The sequence below is a fragment of the Polaromonas sp. P1_G2 genome (genome assembly GCF_056405515.1).
Genome location: NZ_JBFUBY010000015.1, coordinates 1 through 20472 on the forward strand (window position 1 = coordinate 1; position 20472 = coordinate 20472).

A 20472-nucleotide genomic window follows, 5' to 3' on the forward strand; every position below is an offset into this window, starting at 1 on the left:
GGATGGCCCATGGCGATGGCGCCGCCGTTGACGTTGATCTTGTCATGCGGGATGTCGAAGGCCTGCATATAGCGCAGCACGACGGCGGCGAAGGCTTCGTTGAGTTCGAAGAGATCGATGTCGGTGATTTGCATGCCGGAGCGCTTCAAGAGCTTTTCGGTGACGTCGACCGGACCGGTCAGCATCAAAGCCGGGTCGGAGCCGATGCTGGCAATCGTCTTGATGCGGGCGCGCGGCTTCAGCCCCATGCTCTCGCCGCCGGCTTTCGAGCCGACCAGCACGGCGGCCGCGCCGTCGACGATGCCGGAGGAATTGCCGGCATGGTGCACATGGTGGATGCGTGCTACCTGCGGGTAGCGCTGCAAGGCCACGGCGTCAAAACCCATGGCGCCCAGCTGGTCGAAGGCGGGCTTGAGCGAGGCCAGGCCTTCGAGTGTGGTCTGCGGTTTGATGAATTCGTCTTCGCCGAGGATGGTCTGGCCCAGGAAGTCTTTCACCGGCACGACCGAATTCGCGAAATAGCCGGCGGCGCGGGCTTTGGTGGCGCGCTGCTGGCTTTCGAGGGCGAAGGCATCAACGTCGGCGCGGCTGAAGCCTTCGAGCGTGGCGATCAGGTCGGCGCCTATGCCCTGGGGCACGAACAGCGTGGCGCTGTTGGTTTCCGGGTCCTGCGCCCAGGCGCCGCCGTCGGCGCCGATCGGCACGCGGCTCATGCTCTCCACGCCGCCGGCCACCACCAGCTCTTCCCAGCCGGAGCGCACTTTCTGCGCGGCCATGTTCACGGCCTCCAGGCCCGAGGCGCAAAAGCGGTTGATCTGCACGCCGGAGGCGCGGAAGTCCCAGCCGGCCTTGAGCGCGGCCACCTTGGCGATGACCGCGCCCTGTTCGCCGACCGGCGAGACCACGCCCATCACCACGTCGTCGACGGCGGCGGTGTCAAAGCCGTTGCGCTGCTGCAGCTCGGCCAGCACGCCGGCCAGCAGGTTGACGGGCTTGACCTCGTGCAGGCTGCCGTCTTTTTTGCCCTTGCCGCGCGGTGTGCGGATGGCGTCGTAGATAAAGGCTTCGGTGCTCATGGCTTTCCTCGGGAAGGCAGGGATGATGGGGATGCGGGAGGGGAGGCTGTTGAAGTATATTCATTTCACAAAGCGGACGCTTTGTATAAATACTTCCCCAGCCTTATCCCTCAGCCTTACCCAGGTGACACCATGATCGAACGCACCCTCTTCAGCACCGACCACGAAGCCTTTCGCGACGCCTTCCGGCGCTTCATGGACAAGGAAATCGCGCCCTTCCACGAGCAATGGGAGGAGCAGGGCTACGTGGACCGCAAGGTCTGGAACAAGGCCGGCGAGAACGGCTTTTTGTGCATGACCATGCCCGAGGAATACGGCGGTTCGGGCGCGGACAAGCTGTATTCGGTGATCCAGATGGAGGAACTGGGCCGCGGCGGTTTCTCGGGCATTGGCTACAGCTTGCACAGCGAGATCGTCGCGCCCTACATCCTGCATTACGGCACCGAGGCGCAGAAACAGAAGTACCTGCCGAAGCTGGCCAGCGGCGAGATGGTGGGCGCCATTGCCATGAGCGAGCCCGCGGCCGGCTCGGACCTGCAGGGCGTGAAAACCACGGCCTTGAAGCAGCCCGACGGCAGCTATCTGCTCAACGGCAGCAAGACCTTCATCACCAACGGCTGGCATGCCGACCTGGTCATCGTGGTGGCCAAGACCAACCCGGCGGCCGGCGCCAAGGGCACCAGCCTGATGCTGGTGGAGCGCGGCATGCCGGGCTTTGAAACCGGCAAGCGGCTCAAAAAGCTGGGCCTGAAGGCACAGGACACCTCGGAGCTGTTCTTCACCGACGTGAAGGTACCGGCGGAAAACCTGCTGGGCGGCGAGGCGCATGAGAACCGCGGTTTTATCTGCCTGATGGAGCAGCTGCCCTGGGAGCGCCTGCAGATCGCCATCACGGCGGTGGCTTCGGCGCAGGCGGCAATCGACTGGACGCTGGCCTATGTGAAAGAGCGCAAGGTCTTCGGCCAGCCGGTGGCCAGCTACCAGAACACACGCTACACGCTGGCCGAACTGCAGACCGAGGTTCAGGTGGCGCGCGTGTTTGTCGATAAATGCGTGGAGCTCGTGGCGCAGGACAAGCTGGACACCGCGACCGCCAGCATGGCCAAGTACTGGTGCAGCGACCTGCAGTGCAAGGTGATGGACGAATGCGTGCAGCYTTTCGGCGGCTACGGCTACATGTGGGAGTACCCGATCACGCGCGCTTATGCCGACGCGCGCGTGCAGCGCATTTACGGCGGCACCAACGAAATCATGAAAGAGGTGATTTCGCGGGCCATGGGACTGGGCGCGAAGTAGCGCCCGGTTTTAAATGGCCTAAGAGCCGCTCTTACAAGTGCCGCGTCTCCGCAGGGGTGTTCCACCAGGCGTTGTTGCGCCCATCCGAGTAGTTGACGGGTGCGTCGATGAGCTCGGCCGGCTCGGCGTTGTCCAGGGCGGCGATGTTGATGGAGACATAGTCGCCGCCAATCTGCTCGATATATCCCCGGCCGAAAGGCCGCACGCCGCAGTGCTTGCAAAACAAATGATGGCCGCTTTTGGTGCCGAACTGGTAGTCGCTCAGTTCGCTCTCGCCGGCCAGCAGGCGGAAGGCGTCCGGCTTGATGATGGTGCCCCAGTTGCGGGTCTTGGTGCAGATGGAGCAGTTGCAGCGGCCGGTGCCCTTGCCGAGGTCGATGTCGGCTTCAAAACGGACGGCGCCGCAGTGGCAGCTTCCGGTGTAGGTTTTCAGCATGGCGGGAGTTCCTTTCAGGCGGGCGGGTGTATGGGTGGGCTGGATATGACAGAATGTTGTCATGTCTGGAAGTATAGTTAAACGACAGCATGCTGTCAAATTAAGAGTTGCCAACGAAGCGGTAGAGCGCACGCCGGCCGCCAACACCCTGAGCTGGCTGGTGGTGCAGGTGATGCAGCTCAACGGCCTGTTGATTGCGGCAGGTGACGCGCTGGCCGCGCCTGCCGGGCAGACTTCGTCACGCTGGCAGGTGCTGGCTGCGGTGGAGGACGCGCCGCTGTCAGTGGCGCAGATCGCGCGCGCCATGAACCTCACGCGGCAAAGCGTGCAGCGCGTGGCGGATTTGCTGGTGGAGGGCGGGCTCTGCGCCTATGAAGACAATCCGGCCCACGCGCGCGCCAAACTGCTGCGGCTTACGCCCAAAGGCGGCAAGGCGTTGCAGGCCATACAGGCCGGCCAGAAAGTATGGGCCAATGCCTTGGCTTCGGGGATGGATGAGGCCCAGCTGCTCGCGGCGAGCGCTGTGCTGGGCCAATTGCAGCGGGCCTTGATGGCGCAGGARGCGCCGCAGGAATAGCCGCCGCCTGGGTTCAAGCGGATGCGTTGGTTGAGGAGGCGCTGTGCTGTCGACGTAACATGATGAGCGAAGATGAGGCCTAAGCTATTGAAAAACACAGGGATTTACCTCCCTTCTTAACCGTATGTCCACCTTCATGGTATTTTTAAATTGCGCCCGAAGTCTATGCTTGTCCTTGGTAATGCTTGTGGTGCTTCAGGGTTGTGAAAACCCGGAGTATTGGACCTTCAAGGAAGAGGTTGTCCTAAACACTGGGCAGCGCGTTCTAGTGGATCGAAAGCTGCGGCGCAACAACGTGTGGCCGCACATCAGTGCTGACGGGTACCGCTCCATCGTCGATGAGCGGTTGACACAATCCACTTTGCGCATTGAATGGCGCACAGACCTGGAGTCTCACGCGCGAGGCTATGGACGGCCGCTCTCAATTGGTTTTTTTAAGGGCAGCATCTACTTGATTGTTGGGAAAGCCCAATCAGAAGACTACTGCAGAGCGAACCCCGCTGCGTATAACGTTGCAGTTTTCAAGCAACTAGCGGTTGGTTGGGAAGAGGTTGAGCAGTCAAGTGAAATTCTGTCCGAACTCACACAAAATCTATTGACGGCACTTGAATGGGGGGAGTCGAGCGAACCAAAGCCGAAGACTCTTTCCGTTACGGAGAAAGCCATACGAGGCGGACATCCGGTTTCTGATGTCCGTACCCTTAAGCAATATCTTGATTCTGAGACCTGGACGAAGTGCAGGACCACACTGAAACCGTCTGACGTTTCACGGCCGGCCAGCTCCTCCCAGGGATCTTAAATCGCCACTTCATTGCCACCGTATTTCGACCCAACGTGACCGGCGATTCCGGGATCGTGACCGGGAGAGTTATGGCATGTGACAAAACTGGCAGGAGGTGTCTCGGTCAACAGGGACGAATCGGCTCATCGGGTCAGGCTCTCGTTTGGACTACAGAGCTTGTCCCGAATACCCTCATCGTCCGGAAGAGCCGGGAGGAACTAAAGCCGACAGATTCCTAGGACGGATCTTTGCTGCGCGTGCGGCTCACGGCGCTGAAGATGCCTATGCCCAGGAAGATCAACGCGCCTATGCCGATGTAGAGATGCGGCACACCGGCTTCCACGGCGCCCCAGATGACGCCGGCCAGGAAGATCACGAACCCGAGCATGTACAGCGCAAAAGACATTTTCTTCTCCAGAAATGCAGTGCTTTCACTGTGCGCGCCGGGCGCGTGGCGCCTTATCGGGGAAAAGCGCCGATGCGTGTCAGCGCAGGCCTACCGGGCGCAGGCTGGCTCGCCCGAGGTGCGCGGCGCCTGGAGCAGCGCTGGGTCCCGCGCAGGCTGGCCGTTGCCCGCAAGGCGGCCGGTCGGATGCATGGGGCGCAGGTACTGGTGCAGCACCATGGCGGCGGCACCCACCGCGGAGGCCAGCAAGCCATAACGCGCGACGCGCACCGTGGGAGCGGCGACGCCGGCAGCGGTGGCGTAGTTTTGCAGCGTCTCCTGGGCAACCTTCACCATGTCGGGAAAATGGTGGCATGACGAGCCGCCCACCACCAGCACGCTGGGATCGAAGGTGGTCCACAGGTTTTGCAGCAGCACGCCCAGGTAGTGCCCTGACCGTTCGACATTCGCCAGCTGGCCCAGGGCGCCTGAACCGATGAAGGTCTCCGCGCACCCGCGCCGTCCGCAGGAGCAAGGGGGACCGTCGAGTTCCAGAACGCTGTGGCCGATCTCGCCGGCCATGCCCCGCATGCCGGTGAACAAGCGGTCGTTGAGCACGATGCCCGCGCCCACGCCGACATCACAGCTCACAAAAATCAGCGAGTCCTTGCCGTCGTTTTCGGAAAACTCGTATTCGCTCAGCGCGGCGGTGTCGGCTTCGTTTTGTACGTGCACCGGTACCGGGGGCAGGCCCGCATGCACCAATGCCTGGGTGATCTGCGGCAAAAAGTCGACGTTGCGCCAGCCAAGGTTGGGGGCAAAGCGGACCACGCCGGTGGCCTCGTCAAACGCGCCGGGCAGGCCGATGCCGATACCCGAGAGTTGCGCGCCGCGCGACACCAGCTGCTCCTGGGCCGTCACCGTGAGCTGGGCGATCCGGCTGCAGACGTCCTGCGGCCGGGTGCTGCGCAAAGGCTCCTGCGTTGACCACAGCACCTGCCCCAGCAGCGACACGCTGGCTACCCGCAAGGTATCGACCGCCACTTCCACGCCAATCAGGCCGCGCGACCGGCAGTCGATTTGCAGGGGAGTGGAGGGCCGCCCGACGCCATTGGCGGCGGCCATGCTGATTTCACTGAGCCAGCCTTCGTCGATGAGTTCGCGCACCAGCAGGCTGACGGTCGACTTGGTCAAGCCGCTGTAGTTGGCCAGTTGCGCGCGCGAGCGGCCCGGCTGGTTGCGCAGCAGGCGCATCAGCACGCTGCGATTGATGCGCTTGACGAGCTGCTGGTCACCTGTGGTTTTCATGGCCGTTGGCATGGTTCAGTCGATGCGGTGGGGCGCCTGCGCGCGTCCTTCCGGCTGCTTGCCGGCGATGATCATGCCGAGGATCTGGTCTTCGTTCAGGTCGGCCGTGCGGTAAGTGCCGACCATGCGGCCGTTTTTCATCACCGAGAGGCGGTCGCTGAGCGAAAAGACATCCTGCATGTCGTGCGTGATCAGGAAAATGCCCACGCCTTCGGCCTTGAGCTGGAGCACCAGCCTGGCCACCATGGCGGACTCCTCCGGGCCCAGGGCGGCGCAGGGTTCGTCCATGACCAGGATGCGGGCATTGAAATAGATGGCGCGCGAGATTGCCACCACCTGGCGCTGCCCGCCCGACAGGCGCCGCACCGGGGTATGGATGTTGGTGAAGTTCTTGTTCAGGCGGCCGAACACCTTGCGTGCCTGAGCCTCCATGAAGTAGTCGTCCAGGGTGTTCCACGCCGTCATTTTTTCGCGGCCCAGGAACAGGTTGGCCACGGCATCCAGRTTGTCGGCGAGGGCCAGCGTCTGGTAGATGGTTTCGATGCCCTGCTGCTGCGCATCGGCCGGGCTCCGCAGATTCACTTTCTGCCCCATCACATGGATCTCGCCCGAATCGATCGGGAAAGCGCCGGCCAGCATTTTCATCAGCGTTGATTTGCCGGCGCCGTTGTGGCCCAGCACGGCGACAACCTCGCCGGCGTACAGGTTCAGGTTCACGCCGTCCACGGCATGGACGCCGCCAAAGGCCTTGCGGATGTCCTTGAATTCGACCAGGGGTTCAGTGGTGGCTTGGGTGGTTTGCATGGTTTGCATGTCAGCTTTCCTGCACCCACTTGCGATAGAGCACGTCGAAGACTACCGCGACAATCAGCACCTGCCCGATGATGATCATGCGTTTTCCGATGGAGACATCCAGCAGCAGCATGCCGCTATCGAGCGACTGCATGATGAGCGCGCCAAGCACCGAGCCGATGATGGTGCCGCTGCCGCCGGCCAGCGCGGTACCGCCGATCACGGCGGCGGCAATGACGAACAGTTCCATACCGGTGCCCAGCGAATTGGTGCCAGCGTTCAGGCGGGCCACCGACACGATGGCCGCGATGGTGATGAGCACGCCAAGCAGGGCAAACAGCATGAGCGTGACCCGCTTGACCGGGATGCCGACCAGCACCGCGGCATCGGGGTTGCCACCCATGGCGTAGACATAGCGGCCGAAACGGGTCCGTTGGGAGATGAAGGACATCACCACCGCCACGGCTGCCCAGATCAGCACCGGGATCGGGATACCCTGGGGCGCGTCCTTGTTGGGGACCAGGTAGCTGTTCATGGCCGCGGCAAATGCGGTCAGCAGGAGCACAGGTGCGGCCACCAGCAATACGTCCACCCATACGGGCTGGTTGGGCATCTCGTGGCGTGTGGAGGCGCGGCGGCGCAACAGCATGCGAAGCACCAGCACCAGGCTGACGCATGCGGTCAGGACCCAGGTGGCGGTCACCCCGATGCCGCCGTCATAGCCGCCGCCGAGTTGCAAAAATATTTCGTCGCTGACGGGCTGGGTCTTGCCGTCGGCCACCAGAAAGGCCGCGCCGCGCAGGGACATCAAGCCCCCCAGCGTGACCACAAAAGACGGAACGCCCAGCATGGCCGTCAGCCACCCCTGGTACACCGACACCACCAGCGCCGCGGCCAGCCCGGCGAGTGACGCCGCCGGCCAGGACCATCCCAGGGTGTATTGAAGATAGGCGATGAGGACGCCGACAAAACCGATCACCGAGCCGACCGACAGGTCGATATGCCGTGCCACGATGATCAGGACCATGACGGTGGACACGATGCCCACCACGGCGGTTTGCTGGGCGATGTTGTAGAGGTTTTCAGGCGACAGGAAAATGCCGCCCGACAGGGCCTGGAATACGCCCGCCAGGACGGCGAGCACGCACCCCATGAATACCAGCCGCCAGTCGACGGCGGCGTTGTGCAGGAATCGGGCAGGAAGTTGCATGGTCTTGAGGGTGCAGTGCTCCCCGGCAACCCGCGGGCCGGTTGCCTTGCCTGCTTGCGCAGGACGGGGAGCAGGTGGTTGAAAGCTGTGTTACTTGCTTACTTGCAGGCGGCAACGTTGCCGGTGACTCCCTTGCAGAGTTCCTCTTTTTTGATCCAGCCGGCCTTCACCACCACGTCAAGGTTGTCGCGGGTGACAGGCACGGGCTTGAGGAATTGAGCCTGCAGGGCCACCTTTTTCTCGCCACCGTTCCAGGAGGTCGCGCCTTCGACTTTTTTGCCGGCGCCCAGGCTGACGGCCGCGCTGGCCGCCTGTTTGCCGAGGTCGCGCGCATCTTTCCATACCGACACGGTCTGGGTGCCCAGGGCCACGCGGTTCAGGGCGGCAAAGTCGCCGTCCTGGCCCGACACCGGCACACCCTTGAGGCCCTTGGAACTCAGCGCCGCCACGACACCGCCGGCGGTGCCGTCATTGGAGGCGACCACGGCATCGACCTTGCCGCCGTTCTTGGTCAGGATCTGCTCCATGTTTTTCTGCGCGACTTCGGGTTTCCAGCCTTCGGTGTATTCCTCGCCCACGATCTTGATGTCGCCTTTCTTGACGGCGGCGTCAATGATTTCCTGCTGGCCCTCGCGCAGGAAATTGGCATTCGGGTCGGTGGGGGAGCCCTTGATCATCACGTAGTTGCCCTTGGGCTTGGCCTGGAACACGGCACGCGCCTGCATGCGGCCGACTTCCTTGTTGTCGAAGGTGATGTAGAACACGCCGGGCGCCTCGATCAGGCGGTCGTAGGCGATGACCGGCACTTTTTGCTTGGTAGCTTTGTTCACGGCGGGCAGGATGGCGTCCTTGTCCATGGCCAGCACGATCAGGACCTTGGCGCCCTTGGCCATCAGCCCGTCAATGTCCGCCAGTTGTTTTTCGGGAGAGCCGGCGGCATCCGCGCTGATGTACTTGGCGCCCAGCTTTTCAAGCTGCGTCTTGATGGCGGTCTCGTCGGTTTTCCAGCGTTCCTCCTGGAAGTTGGACCAGCTGACGCCCACCGTCACCTGCGCAAATGCGCCGGCGGCGGCCAGGCTGAGTGCCATTGCAGTAAGAGATGCTTTTAATTTCATTTGTGTCTCCGATGGTTCTGCCCAGATCAGGCATGTGGTTTTTAAAACTCAACTGAATCCCGGTCATCGTTCCGCTGCAAACGCAGCACTTTGCAATTAGTTTGAACGACGCACTAATTATGTGGAGGCTGAAAAATTCCGCGTCTAGGGAGAAACCCCCGGCATGCGAGGCTGCATGGGCGTTTTGGAAAGTTTCTGTAATGCCAAGGTGCTAAGCGGCCGGTTCTCTTGCGAAAAACCTGCGCTTCAGGGGGCGGCAAGCGGCTCGCCGCACCGTGCTTGATAGCCCAGCCGGCCAGTGCGGGCAGGGTGGGATGTGAGCATTTGTCAATCGTCATACGTTTACCATGGTTCACCCTAGTGCCCCGGGATGGCAATTGTTCTAGAGTCAGCGGCTTCGCAAGGCAGCTTGCCTGCCGCGTGAATGACTTCAGTGAGTGACTTCAAAAACACACGGGTCCCTCCCGTGCCATCCAAGGAGACATCGATGCTCGCCCCTTCCCGTCGTTCCTTTGTTGCACGCGCCGCCGGCGCAGCGGCCTGCCTGGCACTGGCTGCCGCCGCGCTTCCGGTTGCCGCGCAGGGCTACCCGAGCCGCCCGGTGACGCTGATCGTGCCCTGGGGCGCGGGCGGCGGCACGGATGCCACGGCCCGCATCGTGGGAAGCCTGCTCGAAAAAGAACTCGGCCAGCCGGTCACCGTGGTCAACCGCACCGGCGGCAACGGCGTGGTGGGCCATGCCGCCATCGCCTCGGCTCCCGCGGACGGCTACACCATCGGCATGGCCACGGTCGAGATCAGCATGATGCACTGGCAAGGCCTGACCGAGCTCTCCGGTGCGTCCTACACGCCGCTGGGCCTGGTCAATGCCGACCCGGCCGGCGTGCAGGTGCGGGCGGATGCGCCGTATAAAACCATCAACGACCTGCTGGCCGCCGTCAAGGCCAACCCCGGCAAGTTCAAGGCGTCCGGGACCGGGCAGGGCGGTATCTGGCACCTGGCCATCGCGGGCATGCTGCGCGACCAGAAAATCGACCCGGCCGCGGTGCCCTGGGTTCCCAGCAACGGCGCGGCCCCGGGCCTGCAGGACATGATCGCCGGCGGTGTCGAGATCGCGCCGGTGTCGCTGCCAGAAGCGCGCTCGCTGATCGATGCCGGCAAGGTCAAAAGCCTGGTGATCATGAACGACAAGCCCTCGGCGCTGTACCCGAACGTGCCCACGCTCAAGGCCGCGACCGGCAGCGACTGGACCATGGCCGCGTGGCGCGGCATCGTCGCGCCCAAGGGCATACCAGCAGAGGCGCGCGACAAGATCAGTGGGGCCCTCAGGAAGATCGTGGCCAGCAAGGAGTACACCGATTTCATGGCGACCCGCGGCTTCGGCGTGATCTACGCGGGACCCGACGATTTCGCCAAATTCATGGCCAAGTCGGATGCCGAACTCGGCGCGACGATGAAGGCCGTGGGCATCGCCAAGTAAGCCGCCTTGCGGCGCGGCATTTCCAACGCGCGGAAGCCGGAGGGCTTGCCCTTCCCGGTTTCCGGCCCGACCCGAAAGCCTTCGCATGAAAATCAATGACGCCTTCTTCGGGCTGGTCCTGGCCATCCTCGGAGCGCTGGTCCTCTTCACGGTCAAGTCCTACCCGACGATCCCGGGCCAGCAGGTGGGCCCCGCCTTGTTTCCCGGACTGGTCGCCACCAGCATTCTTGTCTGCGGCCTGGTCCTGATCGTGCGCGGCTGGCGTGCGCGCAAGGCAGCGCCCTGGGTGCTGCCCGGCGACTGGACGCGGTCCCCGCGGCATGTGGCGGGCTTTGTGCTGCTGGTGGCTTCGGTGCTGTTTTACATCTTCGCGGTAGAAAAGCTGGGCTTTCTGCCCACGGCCACGCTCATCCTCTGGGCCATGTTCTGCGTGTTGCGCGTGCCCCTGGGCAAATCGCTGCTGGTCGCCGCGGTCACCACGCTGGTCATTCACTTCATGTTTTACAAGCTGCTGCGTGTGCCGCTGCCGTGGGGCATTCTTGTCAACTACAGCTGGTAGGCCGCGCCCGGGAACCCGCGCGCAGCAACAACGCTTCAGGAGCTGACCCTTATGTGGACTGCAGTGAGCCAGGCTTTCTTCATGGTGTTCGAACCCTACACCCTGATGGTGATGGTGGTCGCCGCCGTTTACGGCCTTTTTGTCGGCGCCGTTCCGGGCCTGACCGCCACCATGGCCACCGCGCTGCTGGTGCCGGTGACGTTTTTCATGGCGCCGGTGCCCGCGGTGGCCGCCATCGTGACCGCCACGGCCATGGCGATTTTTTCGGGCGACATTCCGGGCTGCCTGCTGCGCATACCGGGAACGCCGGCGTCGGCCGCGTACACCGATGAAGCCTTCGCGCTGACACGCAAGGGCCAGGCTGAAGTCGCGCTGGGCGCCGGCCTGGTGTTTTCCGCGGTGGGCGGCCTGTTCGGCACCGTGGTGCTCATCGTCGCAGCGCCGGCCCTCGCCGATTTCGCGATCCGCTTCAGCTCCTTCGAATACTTCTGGCTGGTCCTGCTGGGCCTGACCTGCGCGGTGTTCATCACCTCCGACCGCCCGCTCAAGGGGGTGATCTCCCTGTTCCTGGGCCTGATGGTGGCTTGCGTCGGCCTGAACAACCCAGGCGGCTTTCCGCGCTTCACTTTCGGCAACGCCGAGATGATGGGCGGCATCGGCATGATTTCCATGATGATCGGCATGTTCGCCATTTCGGAGATCATCCGCTACGTGGCCGACACCAGCCCCCCGGCCGAACTGGTGGTGGAGCAGGTGGGCAATGTGCTCAAGGGGCAGTGGGCCCTCGCAAAAAAATACCCGGTGCAGATACTGCGCGGCAGCGTGCTRGGCACCGCGGTGGGCGCCTTGCCCGGCGCCGGCGCCGACATCGCGGCGTGGATGTCCTATGCAATGAGCAAGAAGTTTTCAAAGGAGCCGGAAAAATTCGGCACCGGCCACGTCGAGGGCATTGTGGAATCGGGATCGGCCAACAACAGCGCGCTGGCCGGCGCGTGGATACCGGCGCTGGTGTTCGGCATCCCGGGCGACTCCATCACGGCCATCGTGATCGGCGTGCTTTACATGAAAAACATGAACCCCGGGCCGACGCTCTTCACGACCAACCCGCAAAACATCTACGCGATTTTCCTGATCTTCATCCTGGCCAACATCATCATGATTCCGCTGGGAATCCTGTGCATCAAGGCAGCCAGGAACATCCTCAAGGTGCCGCGCAACATCCTCATGCCCGTCATCCTGCTGTTCTGCATCGTGGGCACTTTCGCCATCAACAACTCGGTGTTTGACGTGGCCGTGATGCTGGTGGCCGGCCTGATCGCCTACCTGCTGGAGGAAAACGACTTCCCGATTTCGCCCGCCATCCTGGGCGTGGTGCTGGGCGGCATGCTGGAGGAGAACTTCATCACCTCCATGATCAAGGCCGACGGCAACTTCATGGCCTTTGTCAGCCGGCCGATCGCGGCCTCGCTGGCGGTGGTCACGCTGCTGGTCTGGACCATGCCGCTGGTGATGGGCCGGCTACGGCGGCGCAGGCTGGCCTGAGCCCGGCCGCGTCGCGCTTCAGTTCGCGGCTGCGGGCTCCGTCACGCCGAGCTTGATGGCCCAGTTGGCCAGCGCCGGCAGGATGGACGGGTAGAGCGCCACGCCGGTTTCCTTCTGCTTCGCGGCCAGCGCGATGCCTTTCTCGCCGGGCGTGCGCACGGCCGTGCCTTCGCGCGCCGCGCGCGAGGCGCGGCAGGCGTCGGCGACGTGGCCGGTCTGCCGCTCAAACGCATCAAGGCCGGCGAAGGCGCGCGGGTCCATGATCTGCAGAAACACCGTCGCGCCCCAGCCTTCCTTGGGGTCGGCGCGTCCGTGGCCGGCCAGCCCGCCGGTCAGGGCCTCGACCAGCAGCGTGAGGCCGTAGCCCTTGTGGCCGGAGTCCATGCCGCCTAGCGGCAGGATGGTGCCCTTGGGTTCTTCAAACAGCACGGAAGGGTTGTCGCTGGCCGCGCCGTGGCCGTCCATGACCCAGGCGGCGGGCAGGCGCTTGCCTTCCTTGTGCAGCCGGTTGGTCAGGCCGTTGGTGGTGGCCGAGGTGGAGACGTCCATCAGCACCGGTACGCCGCCCGTGGGAATGCCGGCCGAGACCGGGTTGGGTGTGAACACCGCATCCAGCCCGCCGAAGGGCGCGACGCTGGCGGTGTTGGGGTCTGAGCAGGTCAGCAGCATCAGCAGGCCTTTGTCGGTGGCGCGTTTCAGGTAGGCGGCCAGGCAGGCGATGTGGTGGCTGCGGCGTATCACCACGGTGCAAGTGCCCTGGATGGCGGCGCGTTCGGCGGCCAGCGCCATGGCTTCCAGCACCAGCCAGGGGCCGGGCAGGCGGCGGCCGTCCCAGGTCAGCGCGGCTGGACGGTCGGCCAGCACGGTGGGCGCTCCAAGTTTTTCCATGGAGCCTGACTCGAGTTCGCCGAGGTAGCCCGGCAGCAGGGCCAGGCCGTGGGTGTTGTGGCCCATCAGGTCGCCTTCGACCAGGATTTCCGCAACCGCTGTGGCCTTGGCAGGCTCAAGCCCGGCGGCGGTGAGCAGGGATTGGGCGTAGTGGATCAGGTCGTTGTAGCGGTAGTGCATGGGGTTCCCGTTGGGCCGTGGTGCCCAGGCGATGCGCCGCGGGCTTGCAGGCATTTTAGGGAAGAAGGGCTTGCCAATGCAGTTCGCCCTGAGGCTGCCGGATTGCTCCGGMAAACTCAGGGCGAACGGTGGTGAGATGAGTCGCAGCTCTTGAAACAGAGCGGCTCCGCTCTTAACCCAGCTTGATGCTGCTTGGGTCGGCGGTGAGGTAGCCGACGGCCGCGCCGAAGCGGTCCTTGTAGTTCGCGCGCACCAGCGGGTCCAGCACGGCCTGCACCTTGCCGTGCAGCGCCGGGATCCAGTCACCGGCGTGCTGGAAGTTGCTCATGATGTAGGTCCAGCCATTCAGGTCGTCCACCACGTGCAGGCCGGTGGCCTCGGCGCCCGAGGGCATGGACATCAGGCGCGACAGCTGTTTCGTGTCGACGTTGTAGGCCCAGATGAAGTTGTTGACGTGGGTGCTGCTGTCTTCACCGATGAAGAGGGTACGCATCTTTTCCGAGAACTTCAGGTTGTCGGGGTTGGAGACCTTGTTGGGGTTGGCCTTGTTGCCCAGCGCGTCGGCGGCGATGTCTTCACCGACCAGCAGGGCCTTGGTGTGCACCGGCATCCACTCGCTGTTGATGGCGTTGCCGCCCAGATCTTTCTGGCCGCCGTCCAGCTTGTGCATCATCACGCCGCCGGCGATCAGGGCCTTGTCCAGGGCGATGCCGCTGGCCGCGTTCCAGCCTTTGCCGGTCTTGACCATGGAGTCCTGCATGTTCTGCAGTGCCGAGTAGGCGACCTTGTCCTTGATGTTGACGGTCGTGCCTTCCATCTTGGAAAAACCCATGCTGCCGCCCATGAGGTAGGCATAGCGGTGGGTTTCGAGGAAGGCGGCGGCTTTTTCCATGCCGGGCTTGACCTTGATCCAGTTGGCGTTGCCGCCGTAGAACACCTTGGTGAAGCTGGCGTCCGACGGGTCGGCCTTGAGCACCGTCATGATGTCGGCCGGCTTGAGCGTGTCGGCCATCTTTTCGATCTCGGCGCTGCTGGCGTGTCCCAGCTTGATCCAGGAGATCTTCGCGCCTTCGGCGGCCGGGTCGACCGAGAAGCCGCTGCCCAGCTTGCCGACGTACAGCGTGCCGGACGAGAGGTCTTTCTCGCGGTCGGCCACAAAGACGAAGAGGCCGCTGTTGGTGGCGTCGTCGCCCATCAGCACGGTGCGGTTGTCGGGCATGACCTGGACCAGCTCATGCGAGATGCGGCCCATGTTGTAGTGCTTCCTGACCGTGCCGGTGCCATCGGGGTGCACGGTGACTTCAGGCAGGTGGCCGTAGTGGTAGGGATTGGCTTTGGTCTCGTCGCCGTAGACGTTCTTGCTGAACTTCTTGAATTGCGCGCTCTCGGCGGCGAAAGGCGCGTCGGGCTCGTACTCTTCGCTGGAGAGGTGGGTGTTCCAGGGCGACAGGCTGGCGCCGCAGGTGATCCACAGGCCGTGCGCTTTGGACATGTCAACGTTGTGGTACTTCACGAGGCTGAGCTTGCCGGTGGCGGGGTCCTGGTCCAGCGTCAGCACGGCGATGGGCGAGGGCAGGTTGCCGTAGGCATCTGCGCCGGCCTGGTCGCGCGTGGTGTATTCAAACTGCACGACGGCGAAGACCGCCTTGCCCTTGACGCCGGGCACGTTGGCATTGGGCAGGCCCAGCAGCGAGGTGCCGTCGGGCGAGTCGGAGAACATCTGGCGTTCCTTGCCGGGCACCGAGCGGTCGATGATGGGCTGGTTGTTGATGTCCACATAGCCGCCGCTCAGGATGGTGCCGCCCTTGCCGTCCGGCACCATGTCGCCGGTGACGAAGAAAGGCTGGTAGGCGAGCTTGTAGCTTTGCGTGCTGTTGTCTTTGAGGCGGACCTGGAGGCTGGAACCCACGGTGGTGGTGGCCATGGCGGCCGTGTCGGCCAGCGAGGGCGCGGCCATGGACGTGAAGCTTGAAGACAGGTAATTGCCGGCGGCGGCGGGGCCGCTGGTGGCGCAGCCCGACAGCAGGCTGCTGGAGGCCAGGGCGCCCAGCGGCAGCATGGGCGCGGTGGCCAGGAACTTCAGGGCGGTGCGGCGGGACGGGAGGGAGGGGGTGGCCAGGTCGGACATTATTGGTGTTTTCCAGTTTTTCTTCAGGTGGGGATGATCGCGAAGCTGCGGTCATGCTGCGCTGCGGGAATCTTAGGAAGCTTGTGTGACAGTTTCTTGAAACGAGCTGCCATAGAAGGCTCCGGCCTGCGGCGGCGCCCGTGGATTAACCACGCATCGGGTACTTGAATATCCCGGGGCGCACCGCAAGCTGAGCCATTGCGGGCCAAAATCCGGCTAACGCAGAAGCAGAACAACTCCCAAGACTAGTCCCATGACCACCCAACTCAAGATCGATTTTGTGTCCGATGTTTCCTGCCCCTGGTGCGTGATTGGCCTGAAGTCGCTGGACCAGGCGCTGGAGCGTGTGCGCGGCGACATCCAGGCCGAACTGCATTTCCAACCCTTTGAGCTCAACCCCAAGATGGCGCCCGAGGGCCAGGAGATCACCGAGCACATCACCCAGAAATACGGTATCTCGGCCGGGCAGGCTCAGGCCAACCGCGAGAACATACGCGCCCGCGGCGCGCAGGTCGGCTTCAAGTTCAGCATGGCCGACGAGCCCGGCGGCGGGCGCAGCCGCATCTACAACACCTTTGACGCGCACCGGCTGCTGCACTGGGCCGAGCTCGAAGGCGCGGGCAAGCAGAAGGCGCTCAAGGAGTTGCTGTTTAGAACCTATTTCACCGACGGCCAGAGCCCGGCCTCGCACGAGGTGCTGGTGAAGGCGGCTGTGGAGGCAGGCCTGGATGAGGCCCGTGCACGGGAAGTGCTGGCTTCAGGCGAGTACGCGCGCGAGGTGCGCGAACGCGAACAGTTCTACCTGACCCAGGGCATCCATTCGGTGCCGGCCGTCATCATCAATGACCGCCACCTGATTTCCGGCGGGCAACCGGTGGAAGTGTTTGAGCAGGCTTTGAGGCAGATCGCTGCCGGTGCTTAACGGCTAACGGCTGGCGCCTACGACCTCGAAGGTACCCGACTGCTGCACCCAGTCCTTGCCGTTGGAAGCAAAACCGATGGCCTGGCCGGTCGTGAGGTTGAGAGCCACCGTCAGCGTGTAGCCGCTCTCCCTGGAGAGGTAGGACACCACATGCACGTCGTCCGACACTTTCACGGCGGCGCTGGCGTTTTCGTGGTGGTCTTTGGCCTCCGGGCCCGCGCCGCGCCAGGTCAGGGAGCCGTCGCCGGCAAAGGTGTGCTCAAAGGTATGGCCCCGTGTCGGGCCGTCCTTGAAGGTCCAGCGCAGGGTTTTGCCGTGCAGGGATGCGGGGAGGGTGGAGGCTGTCATGGGAACTCCAGAAATAACGCCGGAAACAAGCCTTGGGCGCTATAGCGTGCAGGCCTGGATGGACGTAGCTTCAACGTAGTTCCGCTCCTGGCGGCGGCTTGTCGGAGGAGGGCGAAATCTTCGTAGGACAAGCGGACGCAGCGGCATTTACCGTAGATTCAAGCCATGGTTTCACGCAGAATGAAACGACCCTCACAGGAGTTTCATTCATGCCTTACGAACTTCATTATTGGCCCGGCATCCAGGGGCGCGGCGAATTTGCCAGGCTGGCGCTGGAGGCCGCCGGCGCCGACTATGTGGACGTGGCGCGCGGTTGCGAGGAAGACGGGCAGGGCATTCCCGCGATGACCTACTTCATGGAAAACGCCGGCGTGCGGCATCCGCCCTTCGCGCCGCCTTTCCTGGTCGACGGCAAGACCATCGTCGGCCAGTCGGCCGCCATCCTGCTGTACCTGGGCCCGCGCCTGGGCCTGGTCGGTAAAAGCGAAACGGCCCGCCTCTGGACGCACCAGATCCAGCTCACCATTGCCGACATCGTGGCCGAAGCGCACGACTCACATCACCCGGTGGGCACCGGCCTTTATTACGAAGACCAGAAGAAGGAAGCGCTCAGGCGCGCGAAGGAGTTCAGGACGGCGCGCATCAAAAAATTCCTGGCCTGGTTTGAAACCGTGCTCGAGCGAAACCCGCGCGGTGATGCGCACCTGGTGGGCGGCCGCCTGAGCTATGCCGATCTTTCACTTTTCCAGCTGGTGGAAGGGCTGCTGTATGCCTTTCCCAAGGCCGCCCGCCGTGCCCTGAACCATGCATCGCGGGTGATGGACCTGCATGACGGTGTGGCGAAGCACAGGCGTGTGGCCGCCTACCTCGCGAGCGAGCGGCGCATCCCTTTCAACGAGGACGGCATCTTCCGCCGCTACCCGGAGCTTGATGCCTGAAAGGGTGCGGCTCACGGTCGCCAGCGGCGCGCATTTCCGCGCGGCGCTCTCCTACATGCCTGTCTGTGCTTGCCTGACCATGAGGCCTTGCACCGCGCGAGACCATGGTGGCCAGTGTCCGGCCAGGTGATGAAGAGTAATGGCCCGGACGTCTTTCAAACCCGCGTTCGACAAAGGAGATACACATGGCCAAAGAACACGATCCCAATCTTGACCCGATCAGCAAGGAGCCCGGCTCACATCCGGTGGGCACCGGCATAGGCGCGGCCATGGGCGGCGTTGCCGCAGGCGCGGCCGCCGGTGTGGTGGCCGGCCCCGCCGGCGCTGTTGTCGGCGGCGTGGCTGGTGCGATCGCCGGTGGCATGGGCGGCAAGGAAGCCGCCGAAGCACTGGATCCCACGGCTGCGGAAGCCTTGTGGCGCGACAGGCACACGCTGGAGCCCTATTACGAAATGGGCCGCCCCTTTGACGACTATGCGCCCGCCTACCGGCTGGGCGTGGAAGGACGGCGCGATTACCCCGGCTCGTTCGAGGAGGCCGAAATGCGCCTGGCGGACCGCTGGGATACCTACAGGGGACGTTCGACCCTGGATTGGCCGCAGGCCCGCCAGGCCAGCCGCGCGGCCTGGAACCGCGCGCACGACCAGGTCAGCGCTTATGAAACCGCTGCCTCCCGCAGCGACACAAGCCTCAGCAACGCCGACGCTGCCGGCGTTGCGGACGACGAGGAAATCGTCGACACGCTCAACGACCTGCTGGAATCCTGCCGTGACGGCGAGTACGGTTTCCGCGAATGCGCCGAGCACGCGCGCTCCGAGGACATCAAGGTGCTGCTGCACCGCCATTCCGGCGAATGCCGGGCCGCGGGCCTGGAGTTGCAGACCTTGATACGCCAGCTGGGCGGCAAGCCCGATGACGGCGGCTCGATGGCCGGCGCGCTGCACCGCGGATGGGTGTCCGTGCGGGCAACGCTGAGTGCTTACAGCGACCAGGCCATGCTCAATGAATGTGAGCGCGGCGAAGACGCCGCCGTGGCGCGCTACCGCAAGGCCTTGAAACAAAACCTGCCGTCGTCGATCAGGGCGATGGTGGAACGCCAGGCCCGGGGTGCGCAGCGCAACCATGACCAGGTCAAAGCACTGCGCGATGCATTAAAGGCATCGAAATAAAGCACCGGCTTCACGAAGGTTCTTGAAGTTTCTTGCCGGCACTCGAGGCTCGGCAAACCAGGGGCGGCGCAGGCTGCCCCTTTTTTTCGCCGGAGTCCGCTTAATTTTTGAGGCGGCTTGCGCAATCCACTTGTGCATCCAGCTGCATGCCGCCGCGTGAATAGTCGGCATCGGTGACCTTGCAGCCAGAGCGTTGCTCGATCGCTGTCAGGAGGGCGGTGCGCACAGAAGGCGTGGTGGAAATGGGGCTCGCGGCTGGCGCCGTGGCCGTCCAGGTCCCGGCGGTCAACGGGCTGAGCAGGTAGGTCCGGCCTTCGACGGTGACGCGCTGCACGAGAGGGTCGCTGGTGGCGGCGCAGCCGGCCAGCCAGGCGCCGCACAGCAGCGTGAACAGGGGGACGAAGGCGCACCGGAGGGGCTTCATGCGTGCGCGTTGCGATGTGCTGCTGCGGGTTGCGCCGGCAGTGGGGCCAGGGCCGAGTCGACAGCGGCTTTGGGCTCGGGTACTTTGGGAGGAGCCTTCGGCGATTTGGGATCGGGGCAAGCCGACAAAAGCAGCAAGCCGGCCAGTGTGAAGGGCAAGAGGGGCTTCATGGTGTCTCCAGGCGCATGCGGGTGCGCTGCCTGAATGATAGGACGCGGGCAGGCGCAAGGCCAGTGCCCGCGGGCAAGTCGCGGCGGCGACCTACAGGCGGCGGCGCGGATGCGCGCCGGCCACGCCCATGCGCTGCAGCGCTTCGCTGAGGCTGCGCGCGGGACGCTGGCTACCGGACTGCGCCGAGGCGCATTGCTGCTGGGCAGAGGAGGGCCGGGAGGCAGGAGCGGCCCGCTGCTTCGCGAGTTCCGCCGCGAGCCGGCGGCCCTCGGTCTGCAGGTAGAGCGTCAGGTCCATTTCATCGGGCTGGTTCATGGGGGCCTCGCAAACCCTTTTGTCTGGGCGCAAAAAAAGCGGAGGCACATGGCCTCTACTTGTCTTTTGGGGAAATGCGGTCCACAGCGCTATCAGCTGTTGCTGCGTCCCGACTGCCGGCTGCCGGAGTCCTGGGGCTCCATGTTCTCATCGCGCTCGGACTGGTTGCGCGACTGCTTCTGCTGGTTGTTCTGGGCGCTGCCGTGCTGGCCTTGCTGCCCCTGGCGCTGGTTGCCCTGGCCCTGGTTCAATTGCGCATCGCTGGACTGGTTGACGTTCTGGCGGTCCTGCTGGCCGGGCTGGTTACGCTGGCCTTGTTGCTGCTGTTTGTCCTGGGCTTGGGGATTGTTCCGTTTCGGATCATTCTGGTTCGAAGGCATACAGGTCTCCTTGAGTGAGTGGATGAATGCGAAATGCGAGGTTTGGAACCCC

22 protein-coding genes are annotated in these 20472 nt (G+C 64.0%); 9 read left to right on the plus strand and 13 right to left on the minus strand.

From position 1 onward, the window contains the following. Positions 1 to 1076: acetyl-CoA C-acetyltransferase (locus tag AC1D0P_RS03150; protein WP_477675356.1), on the minus strand; the 1076-nt coding region annotated here is incomplete at its 3' end. 132 nt (positions 1077 to 1208) lie between these two features. Here AC1D0P_RS03150 and AC1D0P_RS03155 point away from each other — a divergent pair. Further along, positions 1209 to 2372, plus strand: coding sequence for an acyl-CoA dehydrogenase family protein (locus AC1D0P_RS03155; RefSeq protein WP_477675357.1), 1164 nt, complete (start codon positions 1209 to 1211; stop codon positions 2370 to 2372). A gap of 31 nt (positions 2373 to 2403) precedes the next feature. Here AC1D0P_RS03155 and AC1D0P_RS03160 read toward each other — a convergent pair whose 3' ends face one another. Next, positions 2404 to 2808, minus strand: coding sequence for a GFA family protein (locus AC1D0P_RS03160; protein ID WP_477675358.1), 405 nt, complete (start codon positions 2806 to 2808; stop codon positions 2404 to 2406). 61 nt (positions 2809 to 2869) lie between these two features. Between AC1D0P_RS03160 and AC1D0P_RS03165 the strand changes: the two genes are divergently transcribed. After that, entirely contained in the window at positions 2870 to 3385 is a 516-nt protein-coding gene (locus AC1D0P_RS03165; RefSeq protein ID WP_477675359.1) for a MarR family winged helix-turn-helix transcriptional regulator, read from the plus strand. A gap of 124 nt (positions 3386 to 3509) precedes the next feature. Then, positions 3510 to 4184, plus strand: coding sequence for a hypothetical protein (locus tag AC1D0P_RS03170; protein WP_477675360.1), 675 nt, complete (start codon positions 3510 to 3512; stop codon positions 4182 to 4184). Positions 4185 to 4401: 217 nt separating this feature from the next. Here AC1D0P_RS03170 and AC1D0P_RS03175 read toward each other — a convergent pair whose 3' ends face one another. The 5 genes from AC1D0P_RS03175 to xylF all read right to left on the minus strand — a co-directional run bounded on the left by AC1D0P_RS03175 (position 4402) and on the right by xylF (position 8976). Then, positions 4402 to 4572 carry a hypothetical protein gene (locus AC1D0P_RS03175; RefSeq protein ID WP_175456022.1) on the minus strand — a complete coding sequence of 57 codons (171 nt, stop codon included), beginning with the start codon at positions 4570 to 4572 and terminating at the stop codon, positions 4402 to 4404. A 90-nt stretch (positions 4573 to 4662) separates the two neighbouring features. Next, entirely contained in the window at positions 4663 to 5859 is a 1197-nt protein-coding gene (locus AC1D0P_RS03180) for an ROK family protein (protein ID WP_477675361.1), read from the minus strand. 15 nt (positions 5860 to 5874) lie between these two features. Continuing rightward, entirely contained in the window at positions 5875 to 6672 is a 798-nt protein-coding gene (locus AC1D0P_RS03185; RefSeq protein WP_477675362.1) for an ATP-binding cassette domain-containing protein, read from the minus strand. 1 nt (position 6673) lies between these two features. Beyond that, a complete protein-coding gene (locus AC1D0P_RS03190; RefSeq protein WP_477675363.1) occupies positions 6674 to 7861 on the minus strand; it encodes a sugar ABC transporter permease in 1188 nt (395 codons plus the stop codon). Between the two features lie 98 nt (positions 7862 to 7959). Continuing rightward, positions 7960 to 8976, minus strand: a complete 1017-nt coding sequence (gene xylF, locus AC1D0P_RS03195) for a D-xylose ABC transporter substrate-binding protein (RefSeq protein ID WP_477675364.1) — start codon at positions 8974 to 8976, stop codon at positions 7960 to 7962. A gap of 487 nt (positions 8977 to 9463) precedes the next feature. On the opposite strand from xylF, the gene AC1D0P_RS03200 reads away from it, so the two are divergent. The 3 genes from AC1D0P_RS03200 (at position 9464) to AC1D0P_RS03210 (ending at position 12557) form a co-directional block, all read left to right on the plus strand. Further along, positions 9464 to 10456: a tripartite tricarboxylate transporter substrate binding protein gene (locus AC1D0P_RS03200; RefSeq protein ID WP_477675365.1), complete on the plus strand. Its 993-nt coding sequence runs from the start codon at positions 9464 to 9466 to the stop codon at positions 10454 to 10456. A gap of 85 nt (positions 10457 to 10541) precedes the next feature. Beyond that, on the plus strand, positions 10542 to 11015 hold the full coding sequence (locus tag AC1D0P_RS03205) for a tripartite tricarboxylate transporter TctB family protein (RefSeq protein WP_477675366.1): 474 nt from the start codon (positions 10542 to 10544) through the stop codon (positions 11013 to 11015). A gap of 51 nt (positions 11016 to 11066) precedes the next feature. Continuing rightward, positions 11067 to 12557: a tripartite tricarboxylate transporter permease gene (locus AC1D0P_RS03210; protein ID WP_477675367.1), complete on the plus strand. Its 1491-nt coding sequence runs from the start codon at positions 11067 to 11069 to the stop codon at positions 12555 to 12557. An 18-nt stretch (positions 12558 to 12575) separates the two neighbouring features. Here AC1D0P_RS03210 and AC1D0P_RS03215 read toward each other — a convergent pair whose 3' ends face one another. Both AC1D0P_RS03215 and AC1D0P_RS03220 read right to left on the minus strand, forming a co-directional pair. After that, positions 12576 to 13625 (minus strand): Ldh family oxidoreductase, encoded by a 1050-nt coding sequence (locus AC1D0P_RS03215; protein WP_477675368.1) that lies wholly within the window; start codon positions 13623 to 13625, stop codon positions 12576 to 12578. 172 nt (positions 13626 to 13797) lie between these two features. Next, complete coding sequence (locus AC1D0P_RS03220; protein ID WP_477675369.1) at positions 13798 to 15753, minus strand: PhoX family protein; 1956 nt, start codon at positions 15751 to 15753, stop codon at positions 13798 to 13800. Positions 15754 to 16006: 253 nt separating this feature from the next. Between AC1D0P_RS03220 and AC1D0P_RS03225 the strand changes: the two genes are divergently transcribed. Then, positions 16007 to 16675: a DsbA family oxidoreductase gene (locus tag AC1D0P_RS03225; RefSeq protein WP_477675370.1), complete on the plus strand. Its 669-nt coding sequence runs from the start codon at positions 16007 to 16009 to the stop codon at positions 16673 to 16675. 3 nt (positions 16676 to 16678) lie between these two features. On the opposite strand, the gene AC1D0P_RS03230 is transcribed toward AC1D0P_RS03225, so the two are convergent. After that, complete coding sequence (locus AC1D0P_RS03230) at positions 16679 to 17023, minus strand: MoaF N-terminal domain-containing protein (protein ID WP_477675371.1); 345 nt, start codon at positions 17021 to 17023, stop codon at positions 16679 to 16681. A 209-nt stretch (positions 17024 to 17232) separates the two neighbouring features. On the opposite strand from AC1D0P_RS03230, the gene AC1D0P_RS03235 reads away from it, so the two are divergent. Next, positions 17233 to 17961 (plus strand): glutathione S-transferase, encoded by a 729-nt coding sequence (locus tag AC1D0P_RS03235; RefSeq protein WP_477675372.1) that lies wholly within the window; start codon positions 17233 to 17235, stop codon positions 17959 to 17961. Between the two features lie 185 nt (positions 17962 to 18146). Continuing rightward, the gene (locus AC1D0P_RS03240) at positions 18147 to 19130 is read left to right on the plus strand and encodes a ferritin-like domain-containing protein (protein WP_477675373.1); all 984 of its coding nucleotides are present in this window, start codon (positions 18147 to 18149) and stop codon (positions 19128 to 19130) included. A 100-nt stretch (positions 19131 to 19230) separates the two neighbouring features. Here the strand turns inward: AC1D0P_RS03240 and AC1D0P_RS03245 are convergent, their stop codons facing one another. The 3 genes from AC1D0P_RS03245 to AC1D0P_RS03255 form a co-directional block, all read right to left on the minus strand. Beyond that, positions 19231 to 19554 carry a hypothetical protein gene (locus tag AC1D0P_RS03245; protein ID WP_477675374.1) on the minus strand — a complete coding sequence of 108 codons (324 nt, stop codon included), beginning with the start codon at positions 19552 to 19554 and terminating at the stop codon, positions 19231 to 19233. A 261-nt stretch (positions 19555 to 19815) separates the two neighbouring features. Then, positions 19816 to 20040, minus strand: coding sequence for a hypothetical protein (locus AC1D0P_RS03250; RefSeq protein WP_477675375.1), 225 nt, complete (start codon positions 20038 to 20040; stop codon positions 19816 to 19818). A gap of 92 nt (positions 20041 to 20132) precedes the next feature. Further along, the gene (locus tag AC1D0P_RS03255) at positions 20133 to 20420 is read right to left on the minus strand and encodes a hypothetical protein (RefSeq protein ID WP_477675376.1); all 288 of its coding nucleotides are present in this window, start codon (positions 20418 to 20420) and stop codon (positions 20133 to 20135) included. Positions 20421 to 20472: the final 52 nt, after the last annotated feature.